Below are 15,273 nucleotides of genomic sequence, written 5' to 3' on the forward strand. Positions count from 1 at the left end.
TGTAGACGGCATGGATTGCGCCGATAAGCCGTGACGATCGGCACGGGCCGTGCGCATTCTCGAACAATGACGCAGGATCTCGCGGACCTCACCGCCTTCGTGACCGTGGCGCGGGCCGGCGGTTTTCGCGATGGCGCCCGTGCCGGGGGCCGGAGCGCGTCGAGCCTGAGCGAGGCCGTGCGCCGGCTGGAGGCGGGCTTGGGCGTGCGCCTCCTGAACCGCACCACCCGCAGCGTCGCCCCCACGGAGGCGGGCGCCCGCCTGCTCGAACGGCTCGGCCCGGCGCTGGCCGAGGTGGCGTCCGCCCTCGACGTGGTGAACGGGTTCCGCGACCGGCCGGCCGGAACGCTCCGGCTGAACGTGCCCCTGAGCGTGGCCCGGCTGGTCCTGCCCGCGCTCGTACCGCCCTTCCTGGCGGCCTATCCGGAGATCCGCCTGGAGGTGGTGGTCGAGGACGGGTTCGTGGATGTGCTCGCGGCGGGCTGCGACGCCGGCATCCGCTACGACGAGCGGCTGGAGCAGGACATGATCGCCGTGCCGATCGGCCCGCGGCGGCAACGCTTCGCCACCGCGGCGGCGCCGGCCTATCTCGACCGGCGCGGCCGGCCGGAGCATCCGCGCGACCTCCTCGCCCATGCCTGCCTGCTCGGCCGGTTCCCCAGCGGCGCCCTGACGGCGCCCTGGGAGTTCGAGCGGGATGGAGCCATCGTCCGGGTGGACCCGACCGGGCCGCTGATCGTGCGGGTCGGCGCCAGCGACCTCACAATCGAGGCCGCGATCGCCGGCACCGGGGTCATCCACCTGTTCGAGGACTGGCTGCGGCCGCATCTCGACAGCGGCGCCCTGGAACCGGTGCTGGAGCCCTGGTGGCAGGACTTTTTCGGCCCGTTCCTCTACTATCCGGGCCGGCGACACCTGCCGGCGCCCCTGCGCGCCTTCGTGGATTTCGTCGGCGCGCAGGGGTCGCGCGCTAGAACCGCAGGGTGAAGTTACCCTTCACCGCCTGATCCTGCGCCTGGGCGCCAGTCTGGCCCGTGTAGGCCACGCCCAGCGTCGCGTTCGGCGCAACCGCCAGATCGAGCCCGACCTGCGCCACCAGCGCGTCCCGGTCGATCGGAACGCCCGCGCTCAGGAACGCCGGGCCGCCCGCGCCGAACCGCAGCAAGGCCGTCGGCACCACATCCCCGAACGCACGCCGGTAGCCCACAAGACCCCGCAGCGTCACAGGCAGCCCAAGCCCCAGATCCAGGCTCGTCTGCGCCCGCACCCCCGCGGTCACCGCGCCCAGGTCGTAGTCCCGCGCGAAGCTCGCCAGCGCGGCCGCACCCCCGGCCTCGGCAAACCCGTTGCGCCGGATCCCGACATACGCTCCGCCCACGAACGGCTCGACGTAGCTCGCCGCCGGCTGCACCGCGACCGCCGCCCCGTCCTTCGACACCAGAGCCGCCACCGCCGGCTCACCCAGCGGGATCTTCCAGCCGATCTCACCGAAGCCCTGCACGGTGTAGCCGCCGCCATGCCCGCTCAGCGTGTCCGACAGCCCGTACGCCACCGCCCGCCGCGTGTGCGTGTCGGTGTCGGCGTAGATGGCCCCCAGCCGCAGCGACAGCGGCCCGACCTCGGTGCCGCCATACACGCCGCCGAACCCGCTCTTCAGCGTCGCGCTCTCCGCCCGGCTCATGCCGCCGACCCGGCCGGCGCTGTCGAGAGACGCCTCCGTGTAGCCGCCGACCACGCCGAAGCGCAGCCCGCTGGGGAGTCGCACGTCCGCGCCCGCGGCAAAGCCCGCGATCTGCCGGTCGAGGTCGAACGCGTTGCCGCCGCTGTTCGCCGTGCCGAACGCGCCGAAGCCCTGGCCCCACAGCCCGAACACCTGCGGATCGAGGGTCCGCACCGGCACGTTCGCCACCACCGGAGGCCGGCCCGGCAGGTCGGCCGTGTAGGTGGACGGCAGGTTGCCGTAGTCGAGCCCGGTGCCGGGAGTGCCCCAGCGCAGCCGGTCGAGCACCGCCTCGCGCACGAAGAAGGCGGTCTCGTAGGCCGCCGAGACCGTGCTGGCGTGGATGTCACCGGCGAGCGCCCGGAAGCCGGCATCGGCCTCGGTGGTGGTGAAGGCGACCGCCGCGTCGAACAGCCGGCCGGCACCGGCCGCCTGAACGGCGTTGGCCGCGGCCCAGCCGTTGCGGCTGGTGGCGGAGGCTGAGAACGGCACGTCGTTGCGGGTGAGCGTCAGGTCGACTTCGTTGGGCAGGTAGCGCAGGCCCGGGGAGAGGAAGGCGAGGTTCGAGGTCACGCCGGCGAACTGTCCGGAGACGCCGCCTGCGGCCGACAGGATGGTGTAGGTGGTGCGCGGGTTGTAGCTGCCCGAGGCGGCCAGCACCTGAACGGTGCCGCCCGAGAGGGCGGCGTTGCCGCCGGCGGTGATGCGGTCGGCCTGCCCGGCGGCGTTGGCCTCGACGCGGTAGGTCGAGCCGGGCGCGAAGGCGACGGGGCCGGTGACGGCGAGCGTGCCGATCGAGTTGCCCGGCGACACGGTGCCGCCCGACAGCGCGCTGATCCCGCCCACGACGCCCGTGCCGCCGAGATCCGCACCCTGCCAGACCGTCACGGTCGAGTTGGCGAGGGCGCCGTTCACCGCGAGTCGCCCGGCCTGAACCGTGGTGGCGCCGCTCAGCGTGCTGAGGCCGGTGAGCGTCAGGGTGCCCGCATTGGTCTTGGTGAGGGTGCCGGAGCCCGAGATGGCGTTGGCCAGGGTTCCGTCGGTGGATTGATCGATGACGAGGGCCGCGTTGTCGACGATCGCCCCCGTGCCGAAGGCGCCGGCATGGCCGACCAGCGTCCCGCCGCCGATCGTCGTGCCGCCCGCATAGGTGTTGGCGCCGGTCAGCACCAGCGTCCCGCTGCCGAGCTTCACGAGTCCGCCCGTGCCGCCGATGTCGTTGCGCCAGATATCGTAGGCCGAGAAGCTGCCCTTGGCGGCATCCATGGTGACGGTGACCGTGCCGTTGAAGGCGCCGTAGCCGTCGGCGGCGGCGAACAGGTTGATGCGGTCGTAGCCCATCCCATTGTCGAGGAAACCGCCGGACGGCAGCTCAGTGGTGGCGATCACGTCGCGCCGCTGCGCAGCGGTGAGATAGGGGAAGCGCGTCGCGAGCAGCGCCTCGGCGCCGGTCGGGACCACCGGCGGCAGGTCCGTCGGCCCGACCGACGGGAAGCCGTAGGTCAGGCGCGCCGTGTAGGCGGCCTTGTTGCGCGCGTAATCCGAGAAGCGATCGGTGGCCGGATCGACGGCGCGGGCGCACCGCTCCAGCGGCCCGCCGCAGGCCTGGCTCAGGTAGCTCTGGGCCTGCGCGAAGGCCTCGCCGATGAGCGTCGCGTTGGCCGGGTCATTGAGCGCGCGGATGGCGAAATACGTCGCCAGCACGCGGCCGCCCATCACGTCGGTGGGCGAGTGCATGCCCGCCTCGATGCGGTTGTCGCCGAGTTCGCTCGCGCGGGTCAGCAGTTCCTGGAACCGCTGCGGGACCGCGTAGGCCAGCGCCATGGCCGAGAGGTAGGCGGCGTTGGTGTGGCCGCTCGGGAAGCCGCCGTCACTGGCCGGGTTCGGGCCCTTCTCGGGCACCAGGGAGGCCGGAACGACCCAGGCGAGGCTCTGGCCGTTCAGGCTCTGCCGCCAGGGGCGCCAATAGTTGTAGGCATCCTTGGCGGGGCTGGTGGAGGCGTTGTTCCGGAACGCGTTGACCAGCTGCACGACCTTCCCGAGGGGCGAAGTCGTCACGCCGGCGCCGGTGCCTTGATCGTTGTACTGTACGCGCGCCGTGGTCGCGTCGAAGGCCGGGATCGTGGTGGTCGCCCCGGCCCCCGCCCGGAAAGCCTGCGTCAGCGGCCCGAGGCCGTCGATGACGCTGTAGCTCTGGTTGCGGCGGTCGTCGTAATAGGCGGCGATCTCCTGATCGCGGGTCCGCTCGCGCGCCCGGTCGGCGACGATCTGGATGTTGCGCAGCAGGAGGGGCGCCCCGAGGGCCGTGGGCGTTCCGGTGTCGTAGGTCCGCCCGGGGACCCAGAGCCGGCTGAAGCCCGACAGGATGTCGACGCCGTTGCCGCGGCTGGCCGTCTGCGCCTGAGCGCTTGAACCGAGGACCGCAGCCAACATGGCGGCGGTCGAGACGCCGTGTCGTAATTTCATAGCTCACCCCGAATCGCACGGCCGTTCGGCCTTCGGGGCAAGGGAGATAAGCAGATTCAGCCGCCCGGCATCGTCATAATCACGTCACGTTTCTCGAGGAGCGCCATTGTATTATCAAAACAACACCGCTCAAGGATGCCAAATCTGTACGTGTTGATCAAGTTCTTGCCCGGCAAAATTTCAAATCGGCATCTTTATTCGGATCAGGCACGCTGATCTTTCTGATTCGCCGCACTATCCGAGACTCGTGTGTCCAGCGCGCTTCGAACCCGCCATGCGATCCGAAGCGGCCGAAACCCATCATTGCGGCAGTTCGAACACCGTGAGCTGCCCGCCCGGCGCCGTGTATTGCGACAGGGCCGCGTAGCCCCCCACCGCCCCCGAGCCGTCGGCCGGGTCGGTCAGCCCGGCCGCCAGCCCGATCCCGGCCCAGCCGCCGACACCCGACAGCACCGCCACGTACTGCTTGCCGTCGTGCAGGTAGGTGGTGACGTTGCCCACGATCCCGGACGGCGTCTTGAACCGGTAGAGTTCGTGCCCGTCCCGGGCATCGACCGCCTTCAGGTAGCCTTCGAGCGTGCCGTAGAAGACCACGTCGCCCGCGGTGGCGAGCGCCCCCGACCAGACCGAGAACGGTTCCGGGATCGACCACGCGATCCGCCCCTTCGCCCCGTCCCAGGCGATGAACGCCCCAGTCCGGTCGGTGCCCTCCGGCGGGTGGAGGGTGAGCGTCGCGCCGACATAGGGCTGGCCGGGCGTGTAGGTGACCCGGAACGCCTCGTAATCCATGCACATGTGGTTGGTCGGCACGTAGAACAGCCGCGTCTTCGGCGAATAGGCCGCGGGCTGCTGGTTCTTGGCGCCGAGCGCCCCGGGGCAGATGTTTTTTGTCGTTTCGTCCTCGTCCGCCTCGCCGGGAGCATAGCGCTTGTCGACCACCGGGCGGCCGTAATCGGGCGCGGCCGGGTCCATCACGATGCGGCTCGCCCAGTTGACGCTCGGATCGAATTTTTCGGCCACCAGCAATTCGCCCGTGGCGCGATCCAGCGTGTAGCCGAAACCGTTCCGGTCGAAATGGGTGAGCACCTTCCGCGCGCGCCCGCCAATCTCCTGCTCGGTGAGGATCATCTCGTTGACGCCGTCATAGTCCCACTGGTCGTGGGGGGTCATCTGGTAGACCCAGCGGGCCATTCCCGTGTCGGCATCGCGGGCGATGATCGACATCGCCCACCGGTTGTCGCCGGGGCGCTGGGCCGGGTTCCAGGTCGAGGGATTGCCGGTGCCGTAATAGACGAGGTTCAACTCCGGGTCGTACGAGAACCAGCCCCAGCTGCAGGCACCGCCGGTCCGCCACTGGTCGCCCTCCCAGCTCTTCAGGGAGGAATCCTTGCCGATGGGATGGCCGAGTTCGGTCGTCGTGTCCGGGTCGACCAGCATGTCGGCATCCGGCCCGGTGGCGTAGGCGCGCCAGAGCTGCTTGCCCGTCGCCTGGTCGTAGGCCGTGACGTGGCAGCGCGCGCCGTACTCGCCCCCCGCGAGGCCGACGATCAGCTTGCCGTGGACCGGCAGGACCGTGGCGGTGTTGGTCTCACCCCGCCCGGGATCGCCGTTCTTCACCGACCACAGCACCCGGCCGGTCTCGGGGTCGAGGGCGACGACCGTCGTATCGGCCTGCTGCAGGAACAGGCGTCCGTCCGCGTAGGCGAGGCCACGGGAAACCGTGTCGCAGCACATCACGGCGATCACGCCCGCATCCTGCCGGGGCGCGTAGCGCCACAGGATCCGGCCCTCGTGGTCGAGGTCGAGGGCGTAGACGCTATTGGGGAACGGCGTGTGCACAACCATGATGTGCCCGACCACGATCGGTGCCCCCTCGTGCCCGCGCAACACGCCGGTGGAGAAGGTCCAGGCGACCTTGAGGCGGGAGACGTTGCCGGCGTTGATCTGCGCGAGGTCGGAAAAGCGGGTGTTGGCGTAATCCAGGGTCTGGAGGACCGGCGGCTGCGCGGATGCCGACCCCATGAGGCCAGCGAGCATCAAGGCCGCCAGGATCGTCGGGACGCGCATGCTCGGACTCCACCCGCCGCCCGTCGCGGCGACGCCGGCCTCATACACCGGCCGACCGGATCGCCACCGCGGCCAAGCGTCCGCCCGGCCTCACATCCGCTCTTTGACGATGTCCTCGGCCTGGGGATCCGGCTCGTGGCCGGCTTCGCGCAGCAGCGGCACCACCTCGGCCGCCTCGCGGGCGACGAGGTAGCTCAGATCGAGGCCCTCGCGGATGAAGCCATGGCCGCGCATGTGCTCGAACAGGGCGAGCAGCGGCGCCCAGAACTCCGCCACCGAGACCAGAACCACCGGTTTCCGGTGGCGCCCGAGCTGCGCCCAGGTCAGCTGCTCGACCAGTTCCTCCAGGGTACCGATACCGCCGGGCAGGGTCACGAAAGCGTCCGAGCGCTCGAACATCAGGCGCTTGCGGGTATGCATGTCGGACACCACCACGGTCTCCTGGATGTCCGCCAGCATGTGCTCGCGCGCCTGGAGGAAATCCGGGATGATGCCGGTGACGTGGCCACCGGCTTCGAGCGCGGCGCGCGCCACCGCACCCATCAGGCCCACGTCGCCGCCGCCATAGACGAGGCCCATCCCGGCCTGCGCGATGGCAGTCCCCAGCACCTCCGCGGCCGTGCGGAAGGCGGGGTCCCGCCCGAAGCCGGAGCCGCAATAGACACAGACTGTCCTCACCGGAGCCATCCGGCGCCCTCCATCACGCGTCCGTTGCGAGCCGTCCAGGAAAAGCCCCGCGCCCAGCGCTCCACGTGCCAAACTGCTGAAGTCGCGTGGGATTCACCCGCCTGAACGGGGGAACGGCTTGGTGTCGGGACCATGTACGGTATTATGCCCCGCCCCGTCGACGGTTTTTCCCGCACGGCGGCCGGGATCGAGGGAGGTTGAGGTGGCGATGTCGGGACAGGTGCGGCGCAGTTTCGCCCTGGCGCTCGTCGGCCTCCTCGCCGGGCTCGGCCTCGTGGCGGCCCTGTTCGGCGGAGATTCCCTGCGCCAGCTGACCGGGCGTCCTGTCGCGGAACGGACCGCCCCGCCGGAGCCGGGGGACCATGCGCGGGCGCTGGCCGAGCCCGGCACGCTGACGCGCAAGCCGGACCCGTCCCTCGATATCCGCGACGACAAGTCGGGACAGGCCGCGTCCGGAGCCGCGCCGGGGGCGGGGAGAGCTTCCGAGCCTGCGCGCGATGCCCACCTTGCGGCATCCGGCCCGGCCGGGAAGCCAGTCGGCAAGGCTGCCGGTGCCGATGCGGTGCCGCGCTTCGATATCGTTCGGGTCGAGCCGAACGGCGACACCGTGGTGGCGGGGCAGGGGGCGCCGCACGCCGTCGTCGAGATGCTGGTCAACGGCAAGCCGGTGGCCCGGGCGACCGCGGATGCGGGCGGCCAGTTCGCGGTCGTGCCGCCGGCCCTGCCCGCGGGGTCCAGCCAGATCCGGCTGCGCATGACCGGCAAGGACGGGCAGTCGGCCGAGTCTGAGCAGAGTGTGGCGGTGGACGTTGCCCCGGGCCGCGACCGCCAGCCCCTCGTCGCCCTGACCGCCCCGGACGCGCCGACCGTCGTGCTGTCGCAACCCGGCGGGCCCGGGTCGGACGCCAAGGTCGCCGGCGCAGGCGCCTCCGGGACGGGGCAGCCAACCCGGATCGCGAGCGTGGACGTGCAGGAGAACGGGCGGCTGTTCGTCACGGTGACCGGCACGCCCGGCGCGGCGCTGCGCCTTTATCTCAACGACACGTTGATCGCCCCGGGGCGCATCGGCCCCGACGGGCGGGCGAGCTTCACCATCGGACGCGGCATGAAGCCCGGCGCGTATCAGGTGCGCGTCGACCAGATCGCCCCAGAGACCGGCAAGGTCGAGACCCGCGCCGAGGTTCCGCTCTCGGTGCCCGAGCCGGCCAGGGTCGCCGCGCGCGCGCCTGCCGACGCGCGGACATCGCGCGGTCCCGGCAGCGCCCACGGAGGCGATCAAGCAGGCGGTCCAGCAGGCGATCCAGGAGGCGGCCAGGCAACCGGGCGGACAACCGGGCAGGGCAGCGCCCAGGCTCACGGGCCGAGCGGCGCGAAGGACCGCGGTCCGGGCAGCGCGAGAGCGGTGCCCGAGCTGGCCGGGACGCCTCGCCCCGCCGCATCGGCCCCGCCCAGCCCCGATACGCGGCGCGCAGACGCGGATGGTCAGGCGGCGGGCGGGGCGGTCTACGTGCCGGAGATCAGCACGGCCAAGATCACCCGCGGCGACAACCTCTGGCGGATCAGCCAGCGCACCTACGGCCGCGGCGAGCGCTATACGGTGATCTACGACGCGAACCAGACCCAGATCCGCAATCCCGACCTGATCTATCCGGGTCAGATCTTCGTGCTGCCGGCCGACAAGCGGGGGTGAAGGCGGTTTGTCCGCGCCTCCGTGCGGGAAGCGAAACGGCGGTGAGGGGGCTCCGGACGCGTCTCGTTCTGAGCAGCCCCTTCACCAACGCTGCCGCCTCGCACCGCTTGCGGGGCAACGGGTTTTCGCGGCCACGCAATCAGCGACGCGTCGCGTGATTCTGCGAACCGCTCTGTCGGCGAGAGGCGCCGGTCGGCACAGCAGATCCGCGGCCCCAGCGCTCCGATCAGGACTCCGCGCAGCGCGCCGCCTCCGCCTTTGCGCGCAGGTGCAGCTTCGAGCCGACCTCGACGATCGCCCGGATTGCGGGGATGAGCTCCTGCCCCAGGTCGGTCAGGGCGTAGTCCACACTCGGCGGAGTCGTCGGCCGCACGGTCCGTGACAGCACGCCGCGCTCTTCCAGATCCTTCAGGCGCGCGCTCAACACTTTCGCCGAGATCGCCGGCGTCGCCCGACGCAGCTCGGAGAAGCGGCGCGGCCCCTCGCTCAGGTTCCAGATGATCTCCGGCGTCCAGATCCCGCCGAGCAGACCCATGCAGGCCGACATCGGACATCCGGGGGGCGGAGCGACCTTCCGCCTGTGCTTCAACACCGTGATACGCTCCAGCTATCTCCGCGGCGACTTGGTTTCCGACAGGATACCGGAAAACGACGGTCACCGGAAGTTACCGTGTTTCCCCGGGTAACGACTCGGCGTACCAGGGCATCGCCTCACAACAGGAGACATTCCGTGAAGCTCTTCTACGCCGCCGGCGCCTGCTCGCTCTCTCCACATATCGTGTTGCGCGAGTTGGGGCTGAGCTTTTCTCTCGAATCCGTCGATCTCAAAACCAAGACGACGGCCTCGGGTGCTGACTTCACCACGATCAATCCCAAGGGCTACGTTCCCGCACTCCAGCTTGACGATGGCGAAGTCCTGACCGAGGGCGCAGCCATCGTCCAATACCTTGCGGATGCCTATGCGCCCGGCCGGCTCGCGCCGACGGCGGGCACCACCGCGCGGGCCCGCGTTGACGCGCACCTGACCTTCATCGCGTCCGAACTGCACAAGGGCTTCAGCCCGCTGTTCAACCCGGCCCTCGACCCCGAGGCGCGCGTGGCGGCCGTCGCCCATCTCGACCGCAGACTGGACATCGTCGAGACGGCGTTCGCGGATGGCCGCGCCTACCTCACCGGCCCGGACTTCACCATCGCCGACGCCTACCTGTTCGTCGTGCTGAACTGGGCGAAACCCCTCGGCCTCGATCTGACCCGCCGGACCGCCCTCGCCGCATTCGGCGCGCGTGTCCGGGCCCGCGAGGCCGTGCAGGCCGCCCTGGCCGCGGAAGGTCTGCCGACGGCGGCGTGAGAACGTCCGGGGCGCGCCCGGATGCCGTCCGGCGCCCCGGACTCGCGACAGGGGGTGAAGGGCGCGCTGGGCGCGCCTTACTCCACCACCTGATCGTCCCCCGCGAAGGCCAGCCGCCGCAGCCGGCGCAGGGCCTGATCGAGCTCCGCGTGCGACGGCACCGCCAGGGCGAGGCGGACCGCGTTCGGCGCGTGGCCGGGGGCGACCGCGAAGGCCGGGGCCGGGATCAGCGCGATGCCCTGGCGCAGGGCCGCCGCCGCGTAAGCCTCCGCCCGCCACGTCTCGGGCAGTTCCAGCCACAGGTGATAGGCCTGCGGGTCGCCGACCACCCGCAGATCCGCGAGCGCTGCCCGGGCGATGACCTGCCGGGATGCCGCGTCCCGACGCTTGGCCGCGGCGAGGGCGGCGGCCGAGCTCCCCGCCATCCAGTGCATGCCGGCCGCGAGCGACAGGCCGAGCGCCGTCCAGGCGCCCTGGCGGATCGAGGCGGCGAGCCGGTCGGTCAGGGAAGGGGGCGCCGCCACGAGGCCCAGCGTCAGCGACGGCATCACCCGCTTCGACAGGCTGTCCACCAGGATCACCCGGTCGGGCGCCAGGCAGGCCAGCGGCCGGGCATCGGCGAGGAAGCTGTAGACCGCGTCCTCGATGGCCGTGAGCCCGGTTCGCTCCAGCACGGCGGCGAGGTCGGAGCGCCGGCCCGGCCCCATCGTGGCCCCCAGGGGATTCTGGAGCGTCGGCTGGAGGTAGACGCCGCTCAGCGGATTCGCCCGGTGGGCCTCGCCCAGCGCGTCGGGGCACATCCCCTCCGCATCCATGGCGATCGGAACCAGCGTGATGCCGAGCCGGGCCGCGATGGCCTTCACCATCGGGTAAGTGAGGGGCTCGCAGCCGATCCGCTCACCCGGCGCCGCCAGCGTCGCCAGCGTCGCCGCCAGGGCCTGCCGCCCGTTGCCGGTGAACAGGATGTCGCCGGCATCGGGGGCGTAGCCGTCGCGCGCCAGGAAGGCGGCGGCGGCCGCCTGCACCCGGGGGGTGCCCGCGGGCCCGTACTGGCCGAACGCCATCTCGCCGCCGCCTCCGGCAAGGGCTGCGAGGGTCTCGGCGAGCACGGCCTCCTGCTCGGGCAGACGCGAATGGGTCCGCTGTAGATCGATCGCAGCCGGCGGCGGCTCGGGCTGGAGGATCCCGCTCCGGCCCGGCTCGGACCGGACATAGGTGCCCCGCCCGACCTCGCCGGTCACGAGCCCCCGGCGGGCCAATTCCGCATAGACCCGGCTCGCCGTCGAGACCGCGATGCCGCGGTCGTAGGCGAAGTCGCGCTGTGGCGGCAGCTTCGCTCCGGGCGCGAGCCGTCCGGCCGCGATGTCGGCGGCGATCGCGTCGGCGACGGAGCGGTAATCCGCGGGTCGCATGATTGCTCCGAGGTCAATGTTTCGATTGATCCGAGATCCGTATCGGATCAATCCTGTATCCGCAATCCCGGCCGGACTGCCCAACCGCCACCGGATCTTCCCTGATGCCTGCCCTTAGCCTGTCCCGTTCTCCCGCGGCCGACCGTCCGGCTTCCGGCCCGTCCCTGCCGCGCCTCTGGCTGGACCGCCTGCGCACGCGCCGGGCGCTCGCCGCCCTGCATCCCGAGCAGATCCGCGACGCCGGGCTCGATCCCTGGCGCCTGCGCGCCGAGATCCAAAAGCCGTTCTGGCGGGCGTGAGACGGGGCCTTGCACGCAGCGCGGGTGCTCCTGCGCCGCCGCGGGCCTATATGCGGGGCCTACGACATCCCGCCCCACAGAATCCTTCATGACCGACGACACCGCGCCCCCGGCCGGGCCCAAACTCCCGGCCGGGCGTCCTGACGAGCGCCCTGGGCTGATCGCCACCTATCGCCGGCTCTGGCCGCATCTCTGGCCGCACGGGCGGCCGGATCTACAGCGCCGCGTGTTCCTGGCCTTCGGCCTGCTGCTCGCCGCCAAGCTGGTGACCATGGTGACGCCGTTCACCTTCAAGTGGATCACCGACGCGCTGGTCGCGGCCATCGGCGGCAAGGATGCGCCGATGCCCACAGGGCTGCTCGCCGCGCCGATGCTGCTGATCGCCCTCTACGGCGTCTCGCGCATCGCCATGTCGGCGCTGACCCAGATGCGCGACGGGCTGTTCGCCAAGGTGGCGATGCACGCGGTGCGCCGCCTCGCGCTCCAGACCTTCGAGCACATGCACCGCCTGTCCCTGCGCTTCCATCTGGAGCGCAAGACCGGCGGCCTCACCCGGGTTCTGGAGCGCGGCCGCGCCGGCATCGAGGAACTCTCGCGCCTGATGGTGCTGACCCTGGTGCCGACCATCATCGAGTTCGTGCTGGTGCTCGGCGTGCTGGCCTACGAGTTCAACTGGACCTACGCGGCGACCGCCTTCCTGACGGTCGCGGCGTATCTGGCCTTCACCTACAAGGCAACCGAGTGGCGGATCGCCATCCGCCGCCGGATGAACGCCTCGGACACCGACGCCAACACCAAGGCGGTCGATTCGCTGCTCAACTACGAGACCGTCAAGTATTTCGGCGCCGAGCGGCGCGAGGCCGCCCGCTACGACGAATCGATGGCCAAGTACGAGAAGGCCTCGACCCAGACCTACGTGTCGCTGGCGGTGCTCAATGCCGGGCAGGCGGTGATCTTCACCCTCGGCATGACCGTGGTGATGTGGCTCGCCGCGCGCGACATCCTGGCCGGGCGCACCACGATCGGCGGCTTCGTGCTGGCCAACACCATGCTGGTGCAGCTCTCGATGCCGCTCAACTTCATGGGCATGATCTACCGCGAGATCAAACAGGCGCTGATCGACATCGACGACATGTTCCGCATCCTCGGGCAGAACCCCGAGATCGCCGACCGGCCGGGCGCGGCGCCCTTGCAGGTGGCGGGCGGCACGGTGCGGTTCGCGGACGTGCGCTTCGCCTACAATCCCGAGCGGCCGATCCTGCGGGGCGTCTCGTTCGAGATCCCGGCGGGCCAGACGGTGGCGGTGGTGGGGCCCTCGGGCGCCGGCAAGTCGACGCTCTCGCGCCTGCTGTTCCGGTTCTACGAGCCGCAGGGCGGCCGGATCAGCATCGACGGGCAGGACATCGCCGCGGTGACGCAGGAATCCCTGCGGGCAGCGATCGGCATGGTCCCGCAGGACACGGTGCTGTTCAACGACACGATCGGCTACAACATCCGCTACGGCCGGGCCGCCGCCACCGACGCCGAGTTGAAGGAGGCCGCCCGGCTCGCGCAGATCGACGGGTTCGTGTCGAGCCTGCCGGAGGGGTACGACACGCCGGTGGGCGAGCGCGGCCTGAAGCTCTCGGGCGGCGAGAAGCAGCGGGTCGCCATCGCGCGCACGATCCTGAAGGCGCCGCCGATCCTCGTCCTCGACGAGGCGACCTCGGCGCTCGATAGCTTCACGGAAGCCGAGATCCAGGCGGCGCTCGACCGGGTCAGCCGCGGCCGCACCACCCTGGTGATCGCCCACCGGCTCTCCACGGTGGTCAATGCCGACGCGATCCTGGTGCTCGACCACGGCCGGATCGTCGAGCGCGGCACCCATGCCGAGCTGCTGGAGGCGGGGGGCGTCTACGCGGCGCTCTGGGACCGCCAGCGGGAGGCCGACGCGGCGCTCGAAGTGCTCCAGCGCGCCGACGCGCCGGTGGTGCCGCGCCCCGGCCGGACGGCCGTGCCCGAGACCGAGGCCGCGGAGTAGGGGGGGCGACGCGGCGCTCAGGCCGTCCGCCCCCGGACCTTCACTCCCAAGAGATCCTCGAACGGCAGCACCATCGCGCCCTTGTCCTTGTCGGCATGACCCTGGCGGAGCGCCGTCTGGTAGGTGGCGGTGGCGGCCGCCGTGACGGGCATCGGAAAACCGTTCTCCGCCGCGATCGCAGCCGCCGCGACGAGGTCCTTGTAGGCCGCGCCCATCGGGTAGCCCTCATCGAAGCGGCCCCGACGGATGCGCGGCACGAAGTATTGCGCCGCGTAGCTCCGGCTCGTGCCGGTGGTGACCACCTGGGCGACCTGATCCGGATCGAGGCCCATCGCCACCGCCATCGGCAGCACCTCGGCGAGCGCCGCGATGTTGATGTCGTAGAGCACGTTGTTGATCGTCTTGGTGAGCTGGCCGGAGCCGGACGGCCCCATATGCAGGACGGTCGTGCCGATCCGCTCCAGGAGCGGGCGCACCTGCGCGATGGCCCCGGCCGCGCCGCCGCACATGACGGTGAGCGTGCCGGCCTCGGCGCCGGCCGGTGCCCCGGAGACCGGCGCGTCGACGAAGCACCGCCCGGTCGCCGCCACGGCGCGGCCGATCGCGAGCGTCTTGGCGTGCGCGATGGTGCCGAGATCGACCACCACAGCCCCGGGGGCGAGGCGTTCGAGGAGCCTGTCCGCGCCGAGCAGGGCCGCCTCGACCGTTTCGCCGTTCGGCAGGCACAGGAACAGAACCTCCGCGCCGCCGGCCCGCCCGGGATCCGTGGTGGGGACGAGGCCCGGCGCATCGAGCCCGGCGAGGCGCGCCGGATCGGCATCCACCACCACGATGGTCTCGGCCTCGGAAGCGCGCTTGGCCGCGAGGTTGCGGGCGATGGGATGGCCCATCGCGCCGAGGCCGAGGAGGGCGATGGAGGCGGGCATGATGGGGCTCCCCGTTCCGGTGGCCGGCCGCCGCACGCTCTTGGTTGACGGCGAATGGGCTATGGCGAAGGACCGCACCAGGTTCGCGTCATCGGTCGGGCGGCTCAGCGCAGGCTTTGCTCTGCCACGCCGCGCCGTCCATCGCCACATACCAGGCGTATGTCGCCTGACACCGATCGCCCCCGACTCTTGACAATGTTCCTATTTTGTGCTCATTAGCCGTCACCTGTCCGCGGCGCTTCGGGAGCAATCCCGGGGTGTCCTTCGGGGGCCCGCCGGGTGGCTGACCGGGCGGGTCTACGGACGGGGCGGTGCCCGCGTCGGTGGCTCTCAGCCGCCATCGCCCCGGGCGGCGGACCGGTACGGGGCGTGCCTCGGATGCGGGCGTGAGACCGGGCGGCACTGTGCCCGGCGGGGTGCGGAAATGCCCCCGCGCCGACCCGCTTCTGGGCCGAACCTGAGGATCCTGCGGACCCGTCCACTACGAGGCGGGGGACGGCTGGAAGGCCACGAGGCTGTGCGGGTTCCGGCGGTGCTACCGCGTCCGAGACCGTCAGACAGCGCGGCGCAGGACCGGGATCGCCGGAGACACCGCGACGAGAAAGACGGCACCGGGCGGGGACCATGCCCGCGCGATG

At 71.4% G+C, this 15,273-nt stretch carries 11 protein-coding genes; 5 read left to right on the top strand and 6 right to left on the bottom strand.

Annotation, left to right across the window (positions count from 1 at the left end):
• Positions 1 to 66: 66 nt before the first annotated feature.
• Positions 67 to 987 (top strand): LysR family transcriptional regulator, encoded by a 921-nt coding sequence (locus BLQ49_RS25245; RefSeq protein ID WP_091721388.1) that lies wholly within the window; start codon positions 67 to 69, stop codon positions 985 to 987.
• Here the strand turns inward: BLQ49_RS25245 and BLQ49_RS25250 are convergent.
• The 3 genes from BLQ49_RS25250 to BLQ49_RS25260 all read right to left on the bottom strand — a co-directional run bounded on the left by BLQ49_RS25250 (position 971) and on the right by BLQ49_RS25260 (position 6,940).
• Complete coding sequence (locus BLQ49_RS25250) at positions 971 to 4,153, bottom strand: autotransporter domain-containing protein (protein WP_244507758.1); 3,183 nt, start codon at positions 4,151 to 4,153, stop codon at positions 971 to 973. The two genes, BLQ49_RS25245 and BLQ49_RS25250, sit on opposite strands and share 17 nt — an antisense overlap.
• A gap of 333 nt (positions 4,154 to 4,486) precedes the next feature.
• Positions 4,487 to 6,253: a methanol/ethanol family PQQ-dependent dehydrogenase gene (locus BLQ49_RS25255; protein ID WP_091721393.1), complete on the bottom strand. Its 1,767-nt coding sequence runs from the start codon at positions 6,251 to 6,253 to the stop codon at positions 4,487 to 4,489.
• 90 nt (positions 6,254 to 6,343) lie between these two features.
• On the bottom strand, positions 6,344 to 6,940 hold the full coding sequence (locus BLQ49_RS25260) for an LOG family protein (RefSeq protein ID WP_091721395.1): 597 nt from the start codon (positions 6,938 to 6,940) through the stop codon (positions 6,344 to 6,346).
• A gap of 208 nt (positions 6,941 to 7,148) precedes the next feature.
• Here BLQ49_RS25260 and BLQ49_RS25265 point away from each other — a divergent pair, with 208 nt between their 5' ends.
• The gene (locus BLQ49_RS25265; RefSeq protein ID WP_091721397.1) at positions 7,149 to 8,630 is read left to right on the top strand and encodes a LysM peptidoglycan-binding domain-containing protein; all 1,482 of its coding nucleotides are present in this window, start codon (positions 7,149 to 7,151) and stop codon (positions 8,628 to 8,630) included.
• Positions 8,631 to 8,856: 226 nt separating this feature from the next.
• Here BLQ49_RS25265 and BLQ49_RS25270 read toward each other — a convergent pair whose 3' ends face one another.
• Positions 8,857 to 9,177 carry a winged helix-turn-helix transcriptional regulator gene (locus BLQ49_RS25270; protein WP_091721399.1) on the bottom strand — a complete coding sequence of 107 codons (321 nt, stop codon included), beginning with the start codon at positions 9,175 to 9,177 and terminating at the stop codon, positions 8,857 to 8,859.
• A gap of 183 nt (positions 9,178 to 9,360) precedes the next feature.
• Here BLQ49_RS25270 and gstA point away from each other — a divergent pair, with 183 nt between their 5' ends.
• Entirely contained in the window at positions 9,361 to 9,978 is a 618-nt protein-coding gene (gstA, locus tag BLQ49_RS25275) for a glutathione transferase GstA (RefSeq protein ID WP_091721402.1), read from the top strand.
• 77 nt (positions 9,979 to 10,055) lie between these two features.
• On the opposite strand, the gene BLQ49_RS25280 is transcribed toward gstA, so the two are convergent.
• Positions 10,056 to 11,390, bottom strand: a complete 1,335-nt coding sequence (locus BLQ49_RS25280) for an aminotransferase-like domain-containing protein (RefSeq protein ID WP_091721405.1) — start codon at positions 11,388 to 11,390, stop codon at positions 10,056 to 10,058.
• A gap of 104 nt (positions 11,391 to 11,494) precedes the next feature.
• Here BLQ49_RS25280 and BLQ49_RS25285 point away from each other — a divergent pair, with 104 nt between their 5' ends.
• On the top strand, positions 11,495 to 11,689 hold the full coding sequence (locus tag BLQ49_RS25285) for a DUF1127 domain-containing protein (RefSeq protein WP_091721407.1): 195 nt from the start codon (positions 11,495 to 11,497) through the stop codon (positions 11,687 to 11,689).
• An 88-nt stretch (positions 11,690 to 11,777) separates the two neighbouring features.
• Positions 11,778 to 13,709 (top strand): ABCB family ABC transporter ATP-binding protein/permease, encoded by a 1,932-nt coding sequence (locus BLQ49_RS25290; protein ID WP_091721410.1) that lies wholly within the window; start codon positions 11,778 to 11,780, stop codon positions 13,707 to 13,709.
• A 17-nt stretch (positions 13,710 to 13,726) separates the two neighbouring features.
• On the opposite strand, the gene BLQ49_RS25295 is transcribed toward BLQ49_RS25290, so the two are convergent.
• Positions 13,727 to 14,635, bottom strand: coding sequence for an NAD(P)-dependent oxidoreductase (locus BLQ49_RS25295; protein WP_091721413.1), 909 nt, complete (start codon positions 14,633 to 14,635; stop codon positions 13,727 to 13,729).
• Positions 14,636 to 15,273 lie beyond the last annotated feature (638 nt).

It is taken from the genome of Methylobacterium phyllostachyos, assembly GCF_900103445.1.
Taxonomy (GTDB): domain Bacteria; phylum Pseudomonadota; class Alphaproteobacteria; order Rhizobiales; family Beijerinckiaceae; genus Methylobacterium; species Methylobacterium phyllostachyos.